The organism is Paenibacillus sp. UNC451MF (genome assembly GCF_000686845.1).
Taxonomy (GTDB): domain Bacteria; phylum Bacillota; class Bacilli; order Paenibacillales; family NBRC-103111; genus Paenibacillus_S.
The window spans coordinates 49,334-69,990 of record NZ_JMLS01000023.1 but is presented as its reverse complement, the minus strand read 5'-3'; the positions used below and the strand labels follow the sequence as shown (position 1 = coordinate 69,990).

The 20,657-nt window shown below is 50.1% G+C and carries 19 protein-coding genes and 1 riboswitch; all 19 genes read right to left on the bottom strand.

What is annotated here, in order from left to right; all coding sequences use genetic code 11:
- Window positions 1-37 precede the first annotated feature (37 nt).
- Window positions 38-799 (bottom strand): DeoR/GlpR family DNA-binding transcription regulator, encoded by a 762-nt coding sequence (locus tag BP97_RS0122440; RefSeq protein ID WP_028551125.1) that lies wholly within the window; start codon window positions 797-799, stop codon window positions 38-40.
- Window positions 800-1,165: 366 nt separating this feature from the next.
- The gene (locus tag BP97_RS0122430; RefSeq protein ID WP_442952384.1) at window positions 1,166-2,047 is read right to left on the bottom strand and encodes a 5'-3' exonuclease; all 882 of its coding nucleotides are present in this window, start codon (window positions 2,045-2,047) and stop codon (window positions 1,166-1,168) included.
- A 184-nt stretch (window positions 2,048-2,231) separates the two neighbouring features.
- The gene (locus BP97_RS0122425) at window positions 2,232-3,209 is read right to left on the bottom strand and encodes an AraC family transcriptional regulator (RefSeq protein ID WP_051620881.1); all 978 of its coding nucleotides are present in this window, start codon (window positions 3,207-3,209) and stop codon (window positions 2,232-2,234) included.
- Window positions 3,210-3,301: 92 nt separating this feature from the next.
- The gene (locus BP97_RS0122420) at window positions 3,302-4,324 is read right to left on the bottom strand and encodes a Gfo/Idh/MocA family protein (RefSeq protein ID WP_028551122.1); all 1,023 of its coding nucleotides are present in this window, start codon (window positions 4,322-4,324) and stop codon (window positions 3,302-3,304) included.
- A 60-nt stretch (window positions 4,325-4,384) separates the two neighbouring features.
- Window positions 4,385-5,467, bottom strand: coding sequence for a Gfo/Idh/MocA family protein (locus BP97_RS0122415; RefSeq protein WP_028551121.1), 1,083 nt, complete (start codon window positions 5,465-5,467; stop codon window positions 4,385-4,387).
- A gap of 244 nt (window positions 5,468-5,711) precedes the next feature.
- Entirely contained in the window at window positions 5,712-6,908 is a 1,197-nt protein-coding gene (locus BP97_RS0122410) for an LL-diaminopimelate aminotransferase (protein ID WP_028551120.1), read from the bottom strand.
- 26 nt (window positions 6,909-6,934) lie between these two features.
- Window positions 6,935-7,960, bottom strand: coding sequence for a site-2 protease family protein (locus BP97_RS0122405; RefSeq protein WP_156043287.1), 1,026 nt, complete (start codon window positions 7,958-7,960; stop codon window positions 6,935-6,937).
- 63 nt (window positions 7,961-8,023) lie between these two features.
- Entirely contained in the window at window positions 8,024-8,389 is a 366-nt protein-coding gene (locus tag BP97_RS0122400; protein ID WP_028551118.1) for an arsenate reductase family protein, read from the bottom strand.
- Between the two features lie 169 nt (window positions 8,390-8,558).
- On the bottom strand, window positions 8,559-9,512 hold the full coding sequence (locus tag BP97_RS0122390) for an RluA family pseudouridine synthase (protein WP_028551117.1): 954 nt from the start codon (window positions 9,510-9,512) through the stop codon (window positions 8,559-8,561).
- Entirely contained in the window at window positions 9,509-10,075 is a 567-nt protein-coding gene (locus tag BP97_RS0122385; protein ID WP_028551116.1) for a cob(I)yrinic acid a,c-diamide adenosyltransferase, read from the bottom strand. Before BP97_RS0122385 ends, BP97_RS0122390 begins: the two co-directional genes overlap by 4 nt.
- A 22-nt stretch (window positions 10,076-10,097) precedes the next feature.
- Window positions 10,098-12,962 carry a cobyric acid synthase gene (locus tag BP97_RS0122380; protein WP_028551115.1) on the bottom strand — a complete coding sequence of 955 codons (2,865 nt, stop codon included), beginning with the start codon at window positions 12,960-12,962 and terminating at the stop codon, window positions 10,098-10,100.
- 40 nt (window positions 12,963-13,002) lie between these two features.
- A complete protein-coding gene (cobS, locus tag BP97_RS0122375) occupies window positions 13,003-13,842 on the bottom strand; it encodes an adenosylcobinamide-GDP ribazoletransferase (RefSeq protein ID WP_051620879.1) in 840 nt (279 codons plus the stop codon).
- Complete coding sequence (gene cbiB, locus BP97_RS0122370; RefSeq protein ID WP_028551113.1) at window positions 13,815-14,798, bottom strand: adenosylcobinamide-phosphate synthase CbiB; 984 nt, start codon at window positions 14,796-14,798, stop codon at window positions 13,815-13,817. Before cbiB ends, cobS begins: the two co-directional genes overlap by 28 nt.
- A gap of 91 nt (window positions 14,799-14,889) precedes the next feature.
- Window positions 14,890-15,504 carry a bifunctional adenosylcobinamide kinase/adenosylcobinamide-phosphate guanylyltransferase gene (gene cobU / locus BP97_RS0122365; protein WP_028551112.1) on the bottom strand — a complete coding sequence of 205 codons (615 nt, stop codon included), beginning with the start codon at window positions 15,502-15,504 and terminating at the stop codon, window positions 14,890-14,892.
- Window positions 15,505-15,524: 20 nt separating this feature from the next.
- Window positions 15,525-16,589: a nicotinate-nucleotide--dimethylbenzimidazole phosphoribosyltransferase gene (cobT, locus tag BP97_RS0122360; RefSeq protein WP_051620878.1), complete on the bottom strand. Its 1,065-nt coding sequence runs from the start codon at window positions 16,587-16,589 to the stop codon at window positions 15,525-15,527.
- A 48-nt stretch (window positions 16,590-16,637) separates the two neighbouring features.
- Window positions 16,638-17,453 (bottom strand): ABC transporter ATP-binding protein, encoded by an 816-nt coding sequence (locus BP97_RS0122355; RefSeq protein ID WP_081824315.1) that lies wholly within the window; start codon window positions 17,451-17,453, stop codon window positions 16,638-16,640.
- 47 nt (window positions 17,454-17,500) lie between these two features.
- A complete protein-coding gene (locus BP97_RS0122350; protein WP_028551109.1) occupies window positions 17,501-18,538 on the bottom strand; it encodes a FecCD family ABC transporter permease in 1,038 nt (345 codons plus the stop codon).
- Between the two features lies 1 nt (window position 18,539).
- Window positions 18,540-19,568, bottom strand: coding sequence for an ABC transporter substrate-binding protein (locus BP97_RS0122345; protein ID WP_028551108.1), 1,029 nt, complete (start codon window positions 19,566-19,568; stop codon window positions 18,540-18,542).
- A 191-nt stretch (window positions 19,569-19,759) separates the two neighbouring features.
- Window positions 19,760-19,958: riboswitch (cobalamin riboswitch) on the bottom strand.
- Between the two features lie 45 nt (window positions 19,959-20,003).
- Window positions 20,004-20,546: a hypothetical protein gene (locus BP97_RS0122335; RefSeq protein ID WP_028551107.1), complete on the bottom strand. Its 543-nt coding sequence runs from the start codon at window positions 20,544-20,546 to the stop codon at window positions 20,004-20,006.
- Window positions 20,547-20,657 lie beyond the last annotated feature (111 nt).

The following is a 20,657-nucleotide window of genomic DNA, read 5'->3' as shown; positions in this document are numbered from 1 at the left end:
GACCGGTTATAGCCTGTCAGGAAAGGTTCATCTGGAGTTAAACTGTCATAACATTGATACCGGCATCCCGAAACGGTTTGATGTCGTATTCAGATACTTCCTTGCCGGTAATTAAAGTATGGATAGAGCTGTTCGGTGTAACCGTGTGCAGCGAAATCTTGCCTACCTTGGTGTCATCAGCTACGACGATGACTTCCTGGGCAGCAGCAATCATTCCTTGCTTAGCCAGTACGAGCTGAGCTTCCGGATGCATTAAGCCGTGCTTAGGGTGAATCGCAGGCGTCCCGAGAAACGCTTTCGATACGTGCAGTGATCGAAGTACATGATCGGTGAACATGCCATTAAGCATGAAGCTCGACGGGTACAGCTCTCCCCCGGTCACAGTCACCTTGACTCCCGGAGCGTCCCTTAGCTCCGCTGCTACGTTCATATCGTTAGTAACAACGGTTACATTAGTGTGGTGGACCAGGTTCTTGGCGATATGCAGCGTAGTCGTACCCGAGTCGATAATAATATGATCGCCGTCTTCAACCAGGCTTGCAGCCATTTTGCCGATGCGCATCTTCTGCTCAAGCTGCACATTCGTTCTCTCATTAAAGGATGGCTCGTTATTAGTGAGCTTCTCAACAATGACTCCACCGTGAGTTCGCTTCAACAAGCCCTCCTGCTCAACCTCCGCCAGATCCCTTCGAATGGTCGCTTCATGCACGCCGAATTCTTGAGCCAGTGCTGCAACCGAAGCCGCTTGATACAGCCTCACATATTCAACGATTTTCCACTTTCTCTCGGCAGCCAGCACTATGTTCCCCCCTTCACACTCAACAAAACAAACACCAATGCGCATTTATATGTTCATTTATGCTTGTTTTTGTAACTTTAGATTACATTGTCAAAATGCCATTTGTCAATAGAAAATTACTATTTTCACGGACTTAAATCAAATATTTCTAAATAAGAATACCGCTTGATTATGCTCTTTTTCAATATTCTCAAGCATACAAACATTTTCAAGCATTATCCGAGCATATTGCAACAAAATGAGATGGTTCACTCTCATACAAGCACCTTTTTATAATAATAAAAAGCCTCCTTCCTCCTTCATTCAAATCAATGGAGGATTAAGAGGCCTTAATAAGTGCAAATAATAAGAACGTGCTATGTATGATCAACCTAATAACTTGGACAGCCCTTTAAATTCCAGCTCTTCAAACTTGGCAACGACCTTCTCACGATCGACCTCCCAGCTGGCAGCAGCCAACTCACATACTACTGGAACATCGGTACGAATCCGCGCCAAATCTCTGGAAAGATGCAGCATTTCAAGCTCTGCTTCGATTTTCGTTCGTACTCCTTTGGGCAGAAGAGTCAAGTTCTCTATAATTCCCTCAACAGAACCGTGCTCCAGAAGCAGCTTTAAAGCTGTCTTCTCTCCAATCCCCTTCACTCCAGGGTAATTATCCGCCGTATCTCCCATCAAGCCTTTCAGATCGATAAACTGCTGAGGTGTCAGCTGCTTCTCTTCCATTAGCGTCTCCGGACTGTATACTGCGTAATTGCCTTGTCCCTTCTTCATTATGACTACTTTCACCCGCTCCTGCAGCAGCTGAAGCATGTCGTGATCACCAGTCAATATATATACCTCATTCTCCAAGCTATATGTACCGGCTAAAGTTCCTATGCAATCGTCCGCCTCATAGCCGCTTAACCCGACGTTTGGCACGCCGAAGCTTTCGACGACATCTTTGACAAGATCAAACTGCGGAATCAGCTCCTCCGGACAATCCACACGATTAGCTTTGTAATCCGAAAACTTTTCATTGCGGAACGTCTTGCCGCCCATATCCCAGCAGCAGATGACATGAGTCGGTTTAAAGGTTTGTATGGCGTCCCAAAAGTATTTGACGAAGCCAAAGACGGCATTCGTCGGCACCCCGGCGCTAGTTTTCATTATGTACCCGCTGTACGAAGTCGCATAAAAAGCACGAAACAACAAAGCCATGCCATCGACTAATAATACGGATTGCGGTTGTTCTTCATATGAATTCAAAATCATCTCTCCCAAAGCCATTTTGTATATATTATACCATGGCACTAAGAGGAACGGGGCGAGTTGGTCGAATTTGCCTTAACCGAAGGCTTAAGTGACCTTATTATGCAAAAAGACCATAGACCCTGAAATATAACAAGGTTACAGTCTTTTGATTTGGGCCTGGTCGCAACAATTAATAAGGCTAGGGGGACACGACATGGTGCTGCTGCCGATATTGCATCGGTGTGATCCCAAATTTCTTTTTGAACACGTAATGCAAATAATTGGAGCTGGAAAAGCCGTTACGAAAAGCAATTTGATCAATCGTCTCTGAGCTTAAACTGAGCTCGCTGCAAATGTGAGTCAAGCGCAGCTGCTCTATATATTCGCTGAAGGTTGCGTTGGTATGCTCGCGAAAAATGCGCTGGAGCTGCCTCGGACTGATCTGAACCCGTTCGGCCACAACTTCTAGGGTTAAAGGTTCCATGTAATTGTCTTTGATAAATTGAACCGCTTGCTGATACCGATAATGCTTCATGTCACGGGAAGGCAAATCCGGTTGAGGTACGGATGCATAGGTACGCGCTGTGCGAAGCAAAATTTGAATAATCGCCTGCTTCAACACCGTAAACAGCCCCGGCTGATTCTCATGCCACGCCCGGTATGCGGTCAGAAAGCAATCCATCGCCCGATACTGGTCGACCGCCGGCCTTACGGGAAGCGACTGAAGCTGTTGAATACAAGCCTCTGCCTCGGCTACCTCCCATTTTATGCCCCAATCCTTCGTATCCGAACTGCCGTGGCTTGCTTCAACCTCAAGCTTCACAATGTCGATATGCAGGCAGAGCTCATCCATTGCTTCCTGCTCGTCAGCCTCCTGATAATGCAGCACATTCGGTCCGGTCAGGTACAGCATCCCCTCCTGAAGTGCGTAGGGAACCTCACCCAGGATCACTTTCCCCCTCCCGCGAGGAATATAGTGAAATTCGTAATCGGAATGCTTGTGAAAGCTGACGGTTCGCCCTGGAGGAAAGCTAGTATGATGAAATTTCAGCATACGAATTCCATAGTTTCCCCAACGGAATTCAAGGTCAAGCCGATCCAGTGCATAGGGCTGTTCCTGCATCAGATCGAAAGCATATGGTTTAGAGGTTACTCTTGTTGAACATTCCAAATTCATTTTCACCTCCGTGTACAGCATAGGCGGGAAAAGCCCGCCCTTCCTTACACACGTAAGGTCAGATCAAGCCCTTCCCGTACTTTTCGTAACAACTATTGCGCCAAATCGCTAAGCTTAAAAGCCTCTCCGTTGCTAGCCGAGATATTGGATGCTTCCATTAAGCGGGTTAAATCTAAAGCAAGTTGAATATTTTCATCAGCGTTCGTATCGTTCTCAATATGGCTTACCCACTGATGGAACGCAGAGGGACGGTTCTCCGGCAGCTGCTGCTGCACTTGCCATTCCTTCGCCGATTCATCCCCAAGCTTCGAGCTCCGGACAAGCAGCTTATTGTCATGAGTAGAATACAGCAAGCTGCCTTCGGTGCCATGCACCTCGATAACGAATGGAGAGAAGCGGTTTACGAAGCCGGCCTCGACTATCGCCAAAGCGCCGTTCGCATATCTAAGAACACTCACCGCATTATCCTCTACATCTTTACCTGTCACATAGCCGTAGTTGGCAGAAACGCTGTCAGGCAGCCCCAGGAACAAACGCGCCAAGTACATCGGATGGCAGCCCAAATCGATCATAGCACCGCCACCGCACTGCTCTTTATTGAAGAAGTGAGCAGGAAGCCAACCTTGCTGACCGCGTTCGGACGGTATAGCGCCGTTATGAGACAATCGGGTGCGAACCAGTGTAATGTCTCCTAAAGCGCCTTGGCGCAAAATGTCTTGTACCGCGAGTGTATAATCCGCGTTCAAACGAGGCAATGACACGGTTAGTTTCACTCCGGATTCTTTGACTGCTGCCAAAATTTCATTGCATTCCTTTAGCGTTGTCGCTATAACTTTTTCGGTGAAAATATGCTTGCCTGCACGCGCAGCCGCAATCAGTACTTCCCGATGTATATTTGTCGGTGTGTCAATAATGACTCCGTCAATGTCCTTTTGAGCGAGAAGCTCGTTCAAGTCCTCATAAAATCGTACGCCGCGCTCTTCCGCCTGCTTGCGTCCCCGCTCGGGGAGCTCATCCCATGCAGCCACAATTTCCGTGCCGGGGTGCTCTGTTGCCTGCCGGGCATAGTCGTTGGCATGCACATGCCAAAAGCTTAACATTGCTACTCTGATCATCCTATGTACCTCCGCCTGTTAAAATCATATCGTATTTCCAGCACGAACACTATAAAGATATTAATCGAAATAGACCGCTTCGCCTGTCTCCGCAGATTTATAAATCGCTTCTAGAATCTCCGACACAACGCATGCCTGCTTCGGCGTAACAATCGGCTGTTTGTCATTCAATACCGCATCGATCCACAGACGAATCTCCGTGTCTTGCATGCTTTCTTTTTTCCCGTCATAAAAATCGACGCCGCCCGAATCCAGTTGTACCTGGTTCTTGAACAAACGGCTATGCTTCTCTCCGTTAATGCGCAAGCCTTCTTCCATATCTGCGCCACCCTCAGTGCCGCATAGCGTGCTCTTCGCTTCCTTCACATCCAGCGTATTCAGCGCCCAGCTGGACTCCAGTACAATCGTCGCTCCGTTTTTCATCGTAATCATGCCGAAGGCGGAATCCTCGACTGTGAACTTTTTCGGATCCCATGGGCCCCAAGCATTGGCAGCGTTTTCTTTTTGCGAAAGTTTGTGGAAGGTCGTGCCAAGTACAGCCTTAGGCTCATAGTTGTTCATTAGCCAGAGCGTCAAATCGAGTGCGTGAGTACCAATATCGATCAACGGTCCTCCGCCTTGCTTCTCTCCATCCAGGAATACTCCCCATGTCGGCACTGCCCGTCTACGGATCGCATGGGCCTTGGCGTAATAAATGTCCCCTAGCTCTCCTGAATCGCAAACTTGCTTTAAATAAAGACTGTCTGAACGGAAACGGTTATTGTAGCCTATCGTCAGTTTTTTACCGGTACGCTCTGCCGCTTCTGCCATCTGACGCGCATCCGCTGCCGTCTTGGCCATCGGCTTCTCGCACATCACATGCTTGCCCGATTCGAGTGCAGCGATCGAGATATCGGCATGAGAATCGTTAGGCGTGCACACATGGACAACTTGAATGCTTCGGTCCTGCAGAAGCTCCTTATAGTTCTCATACACCTTTGCTCCGGCGACACCGTACTTCTCGGCAGCCTGCTCGGCTCTCTCCACAACAATGTCACAAAAAGCGACAAGCTCCACCTGTTCCAACTTGACTAAGCTCGGCAAATGCTTCCCTTTGGCAATGCCTCCACAGCCGATAATTGCTACTTTTAGCTTCTCTGACATTCGATAATCTCTCCTTTGAAATAACGACTTGGCTTTATCTTAGCACGTTTGTAAAATCGTTTAAATTTCAAATAAATGACAAGTAAAAGTGCAAAAAGGCGACATAGCATGAACGGTAGTTATCTACTCGGATTAGATCCTTCAAAATTCCATCATATCGCATCCACAACATTGTTGAATTCTATAAACGTAAAAAATCCCTGCTGGTCAACGCCATCAGAGATTTTTATCCACAGCTTCTATGTTACGATTGAACCTGCTCTGGAGGCTTCACCGTCAGTAAGAATCTTTCTATTCTGCTCACTGCTTCGCGTAAACGCTCCTCTTCCTGTACAATCGCAATCCGTACATACCCTTCGCCTTCCTTGCCGAACGCATCGCCCGGAATGACGACAACTCCGGCATGATACAGAATTTCCCGGGAAATTTGTCGAGAGGTCCAACCCTTAGGAATACGCGCCCATATGAACATCGTCGCTTTCGGGCGAGGGATCACCCAGCCAGCGGCAGCAAGACCGTCTATAACGATGTCACGCCTCCGCTCGTATAGACCAGCAACGGTTTCCTTATGCTCCATATCTTCCTCTAGTGCCGCAATTCCCGCCTCCTGTACGGCCAAAAACACACCGTAATCTATGTTTGACTTCAAGACACGCAGTGCTCTTACCGCGTCGGGCTGCCCCACCATAAATGCGATTCTACAGCCTGCCATATTGAAGCTTTTGGACAAGGAGTGAAACTCTACTGCAATTTCCTTCGCACCTTCGATTTCCAAAATACTCATCGGACGGAATCCGTCAAACGCCATTTCCGAATAAGCCAAATCGTGAACGACCAACAGGTCGTATTTTTTACCAAAGGCTATAAGCTCCTCAAAGAAAGGCCTTGTCGCAACCGCCGATAATGGATTGCTCGGGTAATTCAATAAGATAAACTTGGCTCTGTGAGCTGCTTCCTCTGGAATATCATCCAGCTTCGGCAAATATCCATTCTCTTCTCTTAGCGGTAGAAAATACGGTTCTACACCTGCAAGCACCAAACTTGCCGAATAAATCGGATACCCAGGGTCAGGCACCATGGCGACATCTCCCGGGTCGGCAACCGCCATCGCCAAGTGAGATAAGCCGTCTTGTGAGCCCATCAGTGCAACGATTTCCGTCTCCGGGTCGAGAGATACTTGGAATCGATGCTTATACCACTGTGCTACCGCCTGCCGAAATGCCGGACTCCCCTCCGAAGTTGGGTAGCCGTATACCTCAGGCTTACGAACTGCCTGCTCCATTGCTCTAATTACTCGCTCGGAAGGCGGCCGATCTGGGCTGCCGATACCCAGGTCAATAACGTCCACACCTTGTCGGCGAACCTCTTCCTTCCACTGCGCCATTTCAGAAAAAATAGCGGATCCCAGATGGGATAACCGCTTGGATTGAAATTGTTTCATCGATCAACGACCTCTTTGCTTTTCGATTATATATTTCCAACTTTATGAACTACCGACATCATAGCGATTAAAAATGCGGCCAGAGCCAGATACGTAATCCCGTATTTCCAGCGCACAGCGTTAGGCACATCATAATACCTGTCATTCTCAAACGGCTCATAATCGACCTGGCAATGAACCATCAAGTGCAGTCCCTCTTCCTTCTGAAGCCGTTCAAGTCGTGTTACATGCACCTTCTGGATAATTCCCTGCTGCATTAGCGGAATCGTCCCTTGGAAATTCAAGCCTTCCCATACGACCCGTACGAACTGCTGACCTTCCAAATCGGAATAAGTCACAAAAGGAAGCTCACGTTTATGCTCTTCTCCCGGGATAATATATCCCTGTTCAATGAGCGGCTCCGCTGGAACAAGGAAGCTTGCACTGACCATTCGCTGCTCTCCGTGCTTGCGGTGCTTGACGAATTTTTTATACAAATCGTAGGCAAACATAACCCAGATAATGAGCAAAATGTAGCTGAAATTGTACACGATCAATACGAGTCCGCCGACTAAGCCTACAAGCCACAGCCATCGCGATACCGCAGTTGCGATTCGTCCTCCGTCCAGTGGATGGATCGGTATGAGGTTAAATAAATTAATCAAAAAACCAGCTAGCGCCAAGCTATAGAGCAGCGGGCTGTTGAGTAAGTAGCCGAGGCCGAACGCCGCGAGTGCCCCCACTGTCCCAAGAATGGGGCCCCCGAAAGCAACATAGGCTTCGGTAACCGCATCTCTCGGGTGACGTTTCATATTAATCAACGCCCCGAGAAAAGGAATAAATATAGGCGCGCTAACGGGTAGTCCTTTCTGCTTGGCTGCTGCAACATGTCCGAGCTCATGCACCAGTATGAGCAGCACAAGCCCTATGGAAAATCTCCAAGGAAATAAAAGCGCATAACCGCCGATGGAAAGCAGCATAGAAATAAATACGCCGCCGAATTTTCCGAACTTTAACAACGACAGCAGCCATTTTCCTTTTGCCAACAGAAAAACAACAGCCGTGCCGATCATCCAGAACGGATTTTTCTTCTTATTGTTTCGCTGCAATCCTGTCACGCTCCTTCGCGTATCGCTTTAACGGCCCCAAACCTCTTCATACAGCTCTTCCTTGTAGCCTACCGTCACGGTAGAGCCGTCTGTCACAACAGGACGCTTGATCAGTCTGCCGTTAGAAGCGAGCAGATCGATCTTTTCATCCTCGGTCATTTGAGCAAGCTTGTCTTTCAACTGCATTTCTTTGTAGACTTCACCGGACGTATTAAACCATTTTTTAACGTCGAGTCCGCTATCGGAGATCAATTTCTTGAGTTCTTCACGACTCGGAGGATTATCGAATATGTGCACGGCTTGTACGTCCAAGCCTTTTTGCTTTAGTGATTTTAAGGCATTTCGGCAAGTACCGCATTGTGGATATTGATATACGACTACGGATTTACTCATGATGGTCAAAGGCTCCTTTTGGAAAATCATTGGTTTTCATTAAATTTTCGGCGAAAGCCGATGTATTGTCAAGTCGAAGCATCATGACCCGCTTGGCTCCCACTGTAATGCAACCATCTATATGTATTACGAAAAAAAGATTCTGCGGTTTCCGCAGAATCCTTTAATCTCAAGTCAGATCATGCAGCAGACAGATGCAATGCTCCATATCTTCAGGAAGCGGTGCATGGAACTCAATCCACTGCTTCGTCGAAGGATGAACAAATCCCAATGTACAAGCATGCAGCGCATGCCGCTCCAGCCCGTAAACTTGAGACGACTCCTTATCAGCTTCGTCCACGTCATTCACAATCCCAAGCTTATACATCTTGTCACCCAGGAGCGGGTGGCCGAGATGCTTCATATGCACCCGGATTTGATGCGTCCGCCCGGTTTCGAGCCGCAGCCGCACCATTGTAGCTTCCTTGAACCTGCGCTCCACTTTATAATGGGTAACCGCAGGGTAGCCCGTCTCCGTCACGATCCGGATATGGGGCTGTTCGGGATCTCGATCGATCGGTTCGTTAACCGTGCCTTCATCCTCTTCCATAACGCCATGGACTAATGCGATGTATTCCTTCTTCACCTGATGAACCTGCATCTGCTCGGATACCTGCTGATGAACGAATGGATTTTTGGCCACAGCAAGCGTTCCCGACGTTTCCTGATCGAGCCGATGAATTGGCCGGAAGCGAAAGCTCAGTCCCTTCTGCTGCCAGTAGTACACGACGCCATTCGCTAGTGTATTCACGTAATGTCCATGCGTCGGATGTACGATCATTCCGGCTGCCTTGTTCAAAACAAGCAGATGTTCGTCCTCATACATGATCGAGATGGGCAGATCCTGAGGTAAAATATCATCGGATTCCTCTTGCATCATCCGAACCTCTACCACATCTCCCTCATGAACACGAACACTGATATATTGACGCTGGCCATTCACCGTAATACCTTGTTCCGTCAGCTTCAAGCGGGACAGCAGCTTGCGGGACAAATGCATTCGATTTTGTAAAATTGTCTTCAGAAGGAACCCTTCCTCCTCAGACGACACATGGTACACTAAGGGTTCATAATACGCATTCATTTACGGCGGAACACCTCGGCACTACGCGCATACTCGACATCATTGACGCCGCTGCGGACGTTCGCCAATCTTGCTACAGTGAAGAAGAAGTCCGACAATCGGTTCAAATAACGACGAACCTGCTCATTAATCGGCTGTGTCCTCGCCAATGTAACGACCCTACGCTCAGCACGGCGGCATATTGTCCGGCACACGTGAAGAGCCGAGGATGCCTGAACACCTCCAGGCAAAATAAACTTTTTGATGTCCGGTGTCTCTGCATCATATTTATCGATCCATGCTTCCAAACGATCGACCATCTCGGCCGTCACTTTATATGGACGAAGCTCCTGCTTCAGGAGAGCCAGGTCAGAGCCGCAATCGAACAGCTCGTGCTGCACCTCCAGCAGATCCGCTAACAAATCGGCGCACTTCTCTGCATCCAAAAACCCCATCGCTTGCCCAACAAAACAGTTCAACTCATCGACTGTACCGTAAGCCTCTACACGTACATCATCCTTGTCGACCCTTCCGCCGATAACTCCAGTCTGTCCAGCATCGCCTGTTCGCGTATAAATTCTCATATATTCGCCTCCCTCAGCTTTTTTAGGATTGTATTCCTATCATCTCATAGACCCGCTTCATATCCAAGTGGCGTCTCACATGATCCGCCAACCGGTCAAATGCTGCCTCTCTTCGTTCTTGAAAGCGAAGCTCTGCAGCCTTTGGCTGCCAACCCTTCACCTTCCGAATCGAGTTAAGCCATTCTCGGCGGAAATCGTCATTATGTAAAATGCCGTGCACATACGTTCCCCACAGCTTGCCGTCCACTGTGATCACGCCATCTTCATGATAGGCCTCGCTTCCGCCCACTTCCCTGATTTGAAACGGATGCTTCACTGGTTCCAAGAATCGCGTCCGGCCCATGTGAATTTCATAGCCATAAATCGGCAGCGTGTTGTTGCCTAACTCACGCGCTTGAGTAGTTCCTTCAGCACGTACCGTCCGCTTATCGGAAGTAAACACGGTTTCCGTAGGCAGCAGGCCAAGTCCAGCTGTTTCCGGACGATCCGACTCCACCAGCTCTGGATCAAGCAGCTTGCTGCCCATCATCTGATAGCCAGCACAAATGCCAACCATGGTTCCGCCTTGCTCCGCATGTCGCAGCAGCGCCTGATCCAAGCCATTTTCTCTAAGAAACAGCAAGTCATCGACGGTATTTTTGCTGCCCGGTAAAATGACGGCATCCGGACGCCCCAGCTCTTCAGGAGAGCTGACGAAACGAAGGCGTACGTCTTGTTCATACAGCAGCGGATCGATATCCGTGAAGTTGGATAAGCGAGGCAATCGGATAACAGCGATATCTAGCATCTCATTATCGGCTTCCAATTTCTCTGCATCGCCTTTCATGTTGGGCACTCCAGGGCTGCCTTTGGCCAAAATACCCGTAGCAAGCTTCCGGTCGAGCGATGCGGAATCCTCGTCCTCGAGCTCCAGGTCAGGCAGGTATGGTATGACACCCAGCACCGGCTTCCCTGTCCGTTTTTCGAGCCAATCAAGACCAGGATACAGCAGCGTCACATCACCGCGAAACTTGTTAATAATAAAGCCTTGCACGCGGTCCCTTTCCTCTTGAGTGAAGATGTCCATGGTACCTACAATGGAAGCAAATACGCCTCCTCTATCGATGTCGGCTACAAGTACGACAGGAGCATCCGCCCAACCTGCAAGTCGCATGTTAACGATGTCTCTGTCCTTCAAGTTAACTTCAGCCGGGCTGCCCGCACCTTCTAGAACAACCGCGTCATATGATTGCCGCAGCCTGTACAGAGAGTCCTTGACGATAGATTCGGCTTCGCTTAAATACTTCTCCCGATAAGTTCGGGCATCCAAATCGCGATACGGCTTCCCGTGAACTACGACTTGCGATACCATATCCTTCTTCGGCTTTAACAGTATTGGATTCATATCTGTAGTCGCTGGAATGCGGCAGGCATCTGCCTGCATTCCCTGCGCTCTGCCGATTTCTTTGCCGTCCGGGGTCACGTAGGAGTTAAGCGACATATTTTGCGATTTAAAAGGAGCTACGCGCAGACCGTCCTGCAATAAAATTCGGCATAGCGCCGTCGTAATCAGGCTTTTTCCGGCATCAGAGGAGGTACCTTGGACCATAAGCGTTGCGGCTATAGGAGTTACCGTCGATCCTTCAGATGCAGATAGGAGCTCTTCAGCAAGATCCTTTGAATTGTTGCCTGTTTCAGGATTCAAGCCTTGACCCGACACGGATAAAGTAAAAGATTGTTCTTGTAAATTGCTTGATGCACTGCGTGTGAGGCCTGAGCTTGAATGAACAGCCTCCGATTGAGAATAAAGTATCGTCGGCCCGGATCGTTCGAGCAAGGCTTGAATTGAGGCTTGCAGCTCAGCTACCAGACGCTCATTGTGCTCCCGCAGCCGAATCGCAACCCTTACGTAATTCTCGTCAAGACCTGGAAAAAGCGAAGCGTCCCGTATCAATACACCGCGCTGCCCCATTTCGGTCTGTAAAGCTTTCACCGTAAGACCTAAACCACGGAGTGAAAACATAAGGTAGTTCGTATCGCTTGGTGTGACGATGAGGCCTAGAGATTGCAGTTGGCCTATTAGCCACGGGCGCTCCTCAGCCAGCCAAGCATGAGTCTTCTGCTCGTAAGCTTCATCGTCCAATACAGCGGTGCCGATCAACTGTGCCATTGTATTGACGCTCCAATGCACCTGTTGGCTCCGCATCTGTGCAATCACATCAGGGTGAGCCACGATGAAACCGAGGCGAAGGCCGGGAATCGAATAAAATTTCGTCATGGAGCGAATGACCATGAAGTGGGATGAAGCTGCCGCTTGACGTATCATCGTCAACTTATCCTCGTCCGGACAAAAATCGATGAATGCCTCATCAAGAATAACAGGTTTATTAGCTCGCGAGAGAAGCTCGCGAACACCTTCCGGCAGCAGGCGTCCCGTAGGATTGTTCGGCGAACCGAAGAAGAGCATATCCGAGGCCGCAATAGCCTTCTCAACATCAGGAAGCTGCATGATAAAGCCGTGCTCTTCCCGCAGCAGCAGCTCGTGAATACGCCCCTTCGTCTTGTCCACCGCTTCCTCGTATTCGGAAAAAGACGGCCGTGCCAACGCCGTCAGACGAGGTTGACGAACGCGGACAGCAAGGTCAATAAGCTCTGCTGCTCCATTTCCTACGAGAATCGACTCCATAGGCACGTTATAGCGATGCGCAAGCTTAAGGCGCAGCTCGCGAACTGCTGGATCGGGATAAGCAACCACATCGCGCCAATGATCTCTCAATATGGCTTCAACCGCTGCAGGCGGTCCTAACGGATTCATATTCGAGCTGAAGTCAAGAAATTCATCCTTGTCTTTACCGAACGCCTCGGCGGCCGTCCATAAGTCCCCTCCATGCCCATATCGTTCCAGCATTGTAGTTCCCCCTCTCTCTAAAGCACTACAGTATTATAATTCAACGATTCATCCCATGAATGATGATGTATAGAAATAACAAAAGAAATGTCTCCAATAATTCGTTGATTGCCCCGTAAGTATCTCCAGTCAAGCCGCCCAGCTTGCGGCTGATGAACACGGAGATCAACACCCCGATAACTGCACAGCCTACCGCTACCAAACCTACGAGCATTAATCCCCGTAAGGATATGAACGGCTCTCCCATCATCCAGACCACAATCCAGGACAGCAGCACAGCCAGTCCCGTGTGTAGAATTAAATGCTTCGCGCCTAGGCCGCGAAAGAAAGCTCCCAAACGACTGCTACCTGTCTGATCTTGCCTTGCATAAGGCCAGAAGGCGATCGCGACCACCATATACCATCGGCTCCACAGAGCCGCAAGAGGCAGTGCAAGCAAAGATCCCCTCCAAGAAAGCGGCAGCCACTGCTGCAGAAGTGTCCACTTGCACAGCAGAACAAGTACACAGGCGATAACCCCCATAGCACCTACCCTGCTGTCCTTCATAATCTCCAGCATCTTCTCGCGGGACCGGTAGCTGAATATGCCGTCCGCCGTATCCATCAACCCGTCCAGATGCAGTCCCCCTGTCATTGCTACCCACAGAGCTAGCAATAGAGCAGCGGTAACACCCGGTGCAAGCCAGCCCTGCAGAAGCCATCCAGCTGCTCCTATCAGCAGTCCGATAACAGCTCCTACCAGTGGATAAAAGACAACGCTGCGGCGAAACAAAGCATCGTTATACTCCAACGTAACCGGCACTGGCAGCCGAGTCAAAAACTGAAAGGCTGCTGCACACGCAGCCAATCCTTTTACAACAAAGTCCAGCAGTATGCGCACAACAGCCCTCCAGCAATCAAAATACTAACACCGTACAGCAGTCGGACGGTGTTTAATATATCGTCATTACAGCGCTCGCGAAGCGGCCAGCCCATCCGAGCACGCTCGCTTATCCGTCCATGATAAACATTCACGCCGCCAAGCTCGATTCCGAGTGCTCCCGCTACCGCCGATTCTGGAATACCACTGTTCGGACTCGGGTGAAGCCTGGCAAAGCGACGAATCGCTTGGGCAGACCTCATGGCCGAGCAGCCCCGGTTAACCGCTGCAACGAGCACGAGCAGTATCCCCGTCAATCGCGCGGGAACCCAGTTCATCACATCGTCCCATCGCGCGGAAGCCCATCCGAAGAACATATATTTATCATTTTTATAGCCGACCATTGAGTCTAATGTATTAGCGGCACGATACAGCATGGCTAAGGGTGCTGCACCCAAGAAGGCGTAAACCAGCGGAGATACCACCGCATCCACCGTATTTTCCGCTACGGTCTCCACCGTTGCCCTCGTAAGCTCGGATTCATCCAGTTCTGACGTATTTCTTCCGACAATATAGCCGGTATAGGTTCGGGCCTCATCCATCCGTCCGTCCATCAAAGGAACATAAACCTTCATTGCTGCATCCTTAAGGCCCTTAATAGCAATCGTTGTTGAGATGAACCACGTATTCACCGCATAACCTAACCACGGATGAATTTGCCTCGCCACCCATAGTAAGAGCCATATGGCTGCGAAGGAAATGGTTAACGTCGATACGGTCAGCAGCACGCCTCTTAGCCGTTCACGGCTCGAGTCTCGACTTACCGCCTCTGGATGCAGCTTCAATTCAACCCAGCGTATCCATTGCCCTATCCGGATGACAGGATGCGTAGGCCAGCGTGGATCCCCTATCAACCAATCGATGATAATCGCGGCAACCAGCATAATCGCTGTCTCCCGCCAAGAATAAAACAACAATAAATCCACCTGCCTGCTTGTACTACCTGATTCATGATATTAGCTTGGTTAAAATATTGATAACCGACCTATATGTATAATTATTGAAGATTTACCACTTGAATTGCTGGCTCTTAAGCTCCATCGGGATGCCTGCTGTAACGAGGAATACCTGTTCCGCCTCACGCGCCAGCCTTTGGTTCATGATTCCTGACAGGTCACGAAACTGACGGCCCAGCTTATATTCCGGCACCAGACCATAACCAACCTCATTAGTGACAAGCACCAGATGATGCCCTTGATCCGCAAACCGGCGGCTGGCGGCGACGCATGCATCTATTTTCTGCTTCACAAGCTGCTCAGCGTCCGCTTCCTGCTCGTATCGGAGCAGCCAATTGGACAACCACAAAGTAAGACAATCGACCAAGACCACAGTTCCTGTTGCATCTGTTGGCCAAGGCTGCTCCACATACGTCTGGCCTTGTAAAGTCACTTCTCCAGTCCAACGACTCAACAATGCATCCAGCTCGAACGACTCCTCGACCGTCGTCCAAGGAAATCCTGCTTCGTCTCTCTGCCTTCGGTGCAGTCCGATCCGTTCTTTCATTTCCTCATCATACGCTTGAGCTGTAGCGATGTAAATGCCCTGATTCTCTAGCCGCGAGGCGTAAGCTTCAGCGAACGAGCTTTTCCCGCTGCGGGCTCCGCCTGTTACCAATACCAACATCGCACGCTTCACCCCTCCCCTCAGTTACTCGATGTAGATATGCCTGCAGACGCAAATGAAGCCATCTCCTTCATGATCTTCACTGCCGCTTCAATAAGCGGGAATGCCAGAACAGCCCCGGTGCCTTCGCCAAGTCTCATATCCATACGCAGCATTGGCGATAGGCCAATAGCTTCCAGTAAACGTGCATGCCCCTGCTCCTGTGACAAATGGGAAGCAATCATATACGATGCACTAAGCGGAGCAATCCGGCTTGCCACCAACGCTGCCGCAGAGGATATGAAGCCATCGATCACAACCGGTCTACGCTGTACCGCTGCTCCAAGGATGACGCCCGTCAATCCTGCGATTTCTAAGCCGCCTACTTTGGCGAGCACATCGATCGGATCATCAGGATTCGGTTGATTGACGGCAATCGATCGTTCAATAACCTCCTGCTTGTGGAGCAGCTTCTTGTCGTCGATGCCTGTGCCTCTTCCTACCGTAACACCAATGTCAGTGCCGGTTAAAACGGCTAATAGAGCGGAGCTTGGAGTCGTATTGCCGATCCCCATTTCTCCGGTTGCAAACATAGTATAGCCTTGGCCCGCCAGCTCTTTGACCAAGTCCATCCCCGTGAAAATAGCTTGAATGGCTTCTTCTTCGGTCATCGCAGCTTCCTTTGCCATATTGCGAGTGCCTTTACGAACTTTGCGTGAATACAGCTGAGGATGCTCCAAATCCGCGTTAACCCCGATATCGATACAGACGACATCCGCTCCGGTATGCCGTGACAGCACATTGACCGCAGCCCCGCCATTCAGGAAATTAAGCACCATTTGTGGTGTCACTTCAGCAGGAAACGCACTAACGCCTTCCTCGCACACGCCGTGATCTCCCGCCATCACAATAACGGCCTTCTTGCCAAGCTCTGGCAACACTTTGCCATTCATCCCTGCAAGCTGCCTTGCCACTTCCTCCAGCTTCCCCAGACTTCCCGGAGGCTTGGTCAGCTGATCAAGATGACGGCCTGCCGCCTCCACCGCAGCCTGATCCAGCGGCGTTATTTCTGAAACCGTATGATTCAGTGATGTTCTATTATACATGTTCAAAGTCTCCTTCAACTTTATTGATCTGAAGCTTACAAATCAGGGTTATCGACCGTCCCCGCTCTGTAAAAGAATTTGCGGAACGCCAGCGACCGGGTGTTTGAGCACGATCGGCTGAGTGCGATACACATCCTCTAGCAGCTCGCTGCGCAGAACATCTTCCGGCTTGCCGATACCCGCTACCCGACCATCTTGGAGCAGCAGCAGCCTCCCGCAATATTGAGCGGCCAAATTCAATTCGTGCAATACGGCAACAACTGTGAGACCCGAGTCTCGCTGCCAAGAGCGTATCCAGTCCATCATCTGGACCTGGTAGCCGATGTCCAAATAGGTCGTCGGCTCATCAAGCAGCAGCAGCTTCGGCTGTTGAGCCATCACTTTCCCGAGCGCCACACGCTGCCGCTCTCCGCCGCTCAAAGCATCCATGCTGCGGTGCTGCAGCTGACGCAGCTCCAGCCGATCGATGATGTCATCGATAAGCTGCTCCGAATTGACCGCTCCCGCTTCATCTCCGAGCCAATTTTGAAAGGGATAACGACCCATGGAGATGACCTCGCGTACTGTAAAGCCAAGCGGAGGCAGCGCATCCTGCTGAAGCACTGCAGCCCATCTGGCAAGCGGCTTTCGTGGATATCCGTGCGCATCCTTACCATGCAGGAGCACACGGCCTGTTGACGGCTTCTCAACGCCAGAAATCAGCTTCAGCAGCGTGGATTTGCCGCTGCCGTTCGGTCCAATAATACCGAAGCATTCTCCAGCAGCCACCGAAAAGCTAACCTTCTCAAGTACTGGCCTCGATTGATAAGCTATTCCTACTTCCTCCACGTTGATGATCTTATCAGTCACATCCGTCACGTCCATTGTCAATGTACGTCCCTCCCTTCACCTTTCAGCCGCATCACTAATTTCTATTCACCGGATAACCGCTTGTTTCTTTTTAATAAATAGGCAAAAAACGGTGCACCCATAAAGGCCGTAACAACCCCCAACGGAATCTCCGTCGGGCTTAGAAGCGTGCGTGCCAGCGTATCCGCCCATAGTACATAGACGGCACCGCCGATAAGCGAAAGCGGCAGCAGCAGCCGGTAATCCGGCCCTACGATCAATCTAAGCAAATGCGGCACAATCAGACCGACAAACCCGACAACACCGGAGACCGACACGGCTGCTGCAGTAACTAGCGTCGCTGCCGTAAGCACAACAAGCTTCGTCCGCTCTACACGGACCCCCAGATAGGCCGCTTGCTGCTCACCGAGCGCAAACAAATTCATCGCTCGGCCGTATCCGAGTAGAATGATTACGCCAATTGCCAAATAAGGAAGCAGCACAAGCGAATACATCCATCCCCGGAGAGCCAGGCTGCCCATGAGCCAAAACACAATTTCGTTAATGACCTGCTTGGACATCGCAACCATGAAGGATACGAATGCACCAAGAAAAGCCTGCATTACTACACCGGATAAAATAAGTGCCTCCATTCGCATTTTGCCGCCCGATCTTGCTAACAGGATGACGGTTACCAACGACAATGCTCCGGTAATAAAGGCTACTACGGGCACTGTCCCTGTGCCTAGCAGGGCGAACTGCAGCCCGAACAAGATCAGGAATGCGGCTCCGACCGAAGCGCCGGAGGATACCCCAAGCGTGTAGGGATCTGCTAACGGATTGCGCAGCACACCTTGAAATGCCGCCCCTGCTATTCCCAACGACGCTCCGACCAGCACGCCCAGCAGGACGCGAGGCAGCCTGACCCGCCAAATAATTTGCTCCGATGCCGGTTGCCATTCTACCGGTACCGTACCGCCAACCCAGGGAAGGTGATGCGCTAATATCCCCCATACATGCCATAGTGGCACGTGTACCGTTCCGATGGACAAACTGATCGTCACGGAAAGAAGAAGGAGCAGTACGCCCGCTCCTCCCCACACCATTAGCTTCCGCTTCATGTTATTTCACCAGTTCCGGATAAATGCCTTTGGCTACATCCACCAAGCCTGCCGTAATGCGAGGTCCCGGACGACTAATCCAATCTTTATCCACTCCGGCCAGCTTGTTGTTTTTAATTGCATCGACATTAGCCCAGCTGCTCCGCTCTCTAATGATTTGATCCATTGACTTCTTGGAGTTTTCATCTATCAAATTTTTAGGATAAAGGATCACCTGAGGGTTATCTGCAATGACCTTTTCTTCGTTCAGCTTCGCATAACCTGTTACATCGGAAGAAACGTTTATTCCACCTGCAAGAGTAATCAGCTCGTCCATGAACTCGCCTTTACCTACTGTCCAGCCTGGAGAAAACTCCATGAATACTTTTTTCTTTTGCTCCGGCTTCAAATCCTTTACAGCATCCGTCACCTTCTGGCGCTCCGCTTTCATGGAGGCTACCAGCTTCTCCGCCTGCTCCTGCTTGTCAAAAATTTGCCCGAACTTCAATATGTTGTTCATTACATCATCGATCGTCTTGGGTTCAACCTTGAACACGTTCACATTCAAGCCTCTCAGCTGCTCGACCGCAGCGACTTTCAGAGACACGCCCGACAGCACTACATCCGCATTAGCGGCGATCAACGCTTCCTCGTTGGGCTTTACAATGCTTCCCATCTTCGGCTTCTTCTTCGCTTCCTCCGGATAATCGCAAAAGTCTGACACGCCAACGACCTTATCTCCCAATCCAAGCGCGAACAACGTCTCCGTCTCACTTGGAGATACCGATACAATTTTGGTCGGCGCTTTCTCGAAGGTGAATTCCTTGCCTGTCGCATCCTTAACTTTAAACGGATACACGGTAGACTTCGCGCCTGCTGCAGGCGAGCTTGCCTGGTCCCCGCTGCTTGCTTTCGGCGGATCCACCAAGTCTCCTGTCCCTGACGGTTTAGTCTCCTTCGGCACGCAGCCGGCGGCACTGAACACCAACGCAAGACCAAGCACAGCAGTAAGCCATTTCTTCGCACCTTTTCGTTTCGCTTCACTCCACATATTCATCCTTACTCCCCTTTAAAGTCCATTTCCTGGCTCAAGCCATTGGTTACTATCCTATATGCATCCACAGCAAAAACCCTCTGATCCTGATCGCTAGATTTAGGAAACAGAGGGCATGCGGTTTCAAACGTTCCCGGCTAATCCGAGCAAGACGTTTGCAAGCGACACTCCTTTTTCCTCGAAAGGTTCGGTCCACTCCCGAGAAGGCAGGTTTCCTGACTTATGGAGCCGTAACGGCAGCCTCGCCTTCCCATCCTTCTCCAAGAACAGTGGCATGATAAGGCACCCTCTCCAAATACAGTGGCGGGACCGCACCGGATTCACACCGGTTTCCCTTTTAACCTGCCGGCGATGAAGCTGACAGGCACCTTTTCGAGCAAGTCTATGAAATTATCCTCAGGTATATCCGTTACCCGAATAACCTTCTTTTGATTACTTTTGAGCAATGACCTTCATTACCTGCATCACTTTATCCTGGTTTTTGGCATTTGCCGGAACAAAGGCTACCAAGTCTTTGCCGTTCAGCTTAAGCTCTGTGAACCATTTGGTTTGTTCTAAAGGAATCCCGTACAAATGCTTCTCTTTCTTGGGCGCAGCATCCTTTTCTTTCGAATCAACCGGAAGCTCCAGCACGCCGCCCGGAAAATCTTCCTGCTTCGCTACTTCATCCAGACTGACGTAACCGCCCTGCTGACCAATCGTTTTAAACTGCTCTGTCGGCAAAATAATAATGCCGTTATCCCCCGCTGCAATCTCAACGACCAACTTATCCATCGAAAACATCGGTGTGGTCTGAATTTTCACGGTAGGAGCCTCGCCGAGCTTTGTTTGCAATGCGGCCTGAAGCTTATCTCCGACTTCATTTGGAATTCCGTTGGAGCCCGTCATAAAAACCAACACATCCGCCTTTGGCCCCCCGCCGCAACCGGCAAGTACCAGCAGCAGCATGATGATCAGCATGAATTTCCCTCTCATGTTCCCTCTCCTTATAGATGCGCTTACTTGGATTGCTACTAGCCCTCATCATATCATAAAAGTCTAGTTTCTTTCAAAAAAAGAGACGAAACCACAGCAGCAGCATCTTCC

Coding starts and splice junctions, on each gene's coding strand:
- BP97_RS0122425 (WP_051620881.1), bottom strand. CDS start 3,209: ATGAATTTGGAATGTTCAACAAGAGTAACCTCTAAACCATATGCTTTC.
- BP97_RS0122415 (WP_028551121.1), bottom strand. CDS start 5,467: ATGTCAGAGAAGCTAAAAGTAGCAATTATCGGCTGTGGAGGCATTGCC.
- BP97_RS0122355 (WP_081824315.1), bottom strand. CDS start 17,453: ATGGACGTGACGGATGTGACTGATAAGATCATCAACGTGGAGGAAGTA.
- BP97_RS0122335 (WP_028551107.1), bottom strand. CDS start 20,546: ATGAGAGGGAAATTCATGCTGATCATCATGCTGCTGCTGGTACTTGCC.
- BP97_RS0122390 (WP_028551117.1), bottom strand. CDS start 9,512: ATGAATGCGTATTATGAACCCTTAGTGTACCATGTGTCGTCTGAGGAG.
- BP97_RS0122405 (WP_156043287.1), bottom strand. CDS start 7,960: ATGATCGGCACGGCTGTTGTTTTTCTGTTGGCAAAAGGAAAATGGCTG.
- BP97_RS0122345 (WP_028551108.1), bottom strand. CDS start 19,568: ATGTGGAGTGAAGCGAAACGAAAAGGTGCGAAGAAATGGCTTACTGCT.
- cobU (WP_028551112.1), bottom strand. CDS start 15,504: ATGTTGGTATTGGTAACAGGCGGAGCCCGCAGCGGGAAAAGCTCGTTC.
- BP97_RS0122350 (WP_028551109.1), bottom strand. CDS start 18,538: ATGAAGCGGAAGCTAATGGTGTGGGGAGGAGCGGGCGTACTGCTCCTT.
- BP97_RS0122380 (WP_028551115.1), bottom strand. CDS start 12,962: ATGCTGGAACGATATGGGCATGGAGGGGACTTATGGACGGCCGCCGAG.
- cobT (WP_051620878.1), bottom strand. CDS start 16,589: ATGTATAATAGAACATCACTGAATCATACGGTTTCAGAAATAACGCCG.
- BP97_RS0122385 (WP_028551116.1), bottom strand. CDS start 10,075: ATGAGAATTTATACGCGAACAGGCGATGCTGGACAGACTGGAGTTATC.
- BP97_RS0122400 (WP_028551118.1), bottom strand. CDS start 8,389: ATGAGTAAATCCGTAGTCGTATATCAATATCCACAATGCGGTACTTGC.
- BP97_RS0122420 (WP_028551122.1), bottom strand. CDS start 4,324: ATGATCAGAGTAGCAATGTTAAGCTTTTGGCATGTGCATGCCAACGAC.
- BP97_RS0122410 (WP_028551120.1), bottom strand. CDS start 6,908: ATGAAACAATTTCAATCCAAGCGGTTATCCCATCTGGGATCCGCTATT.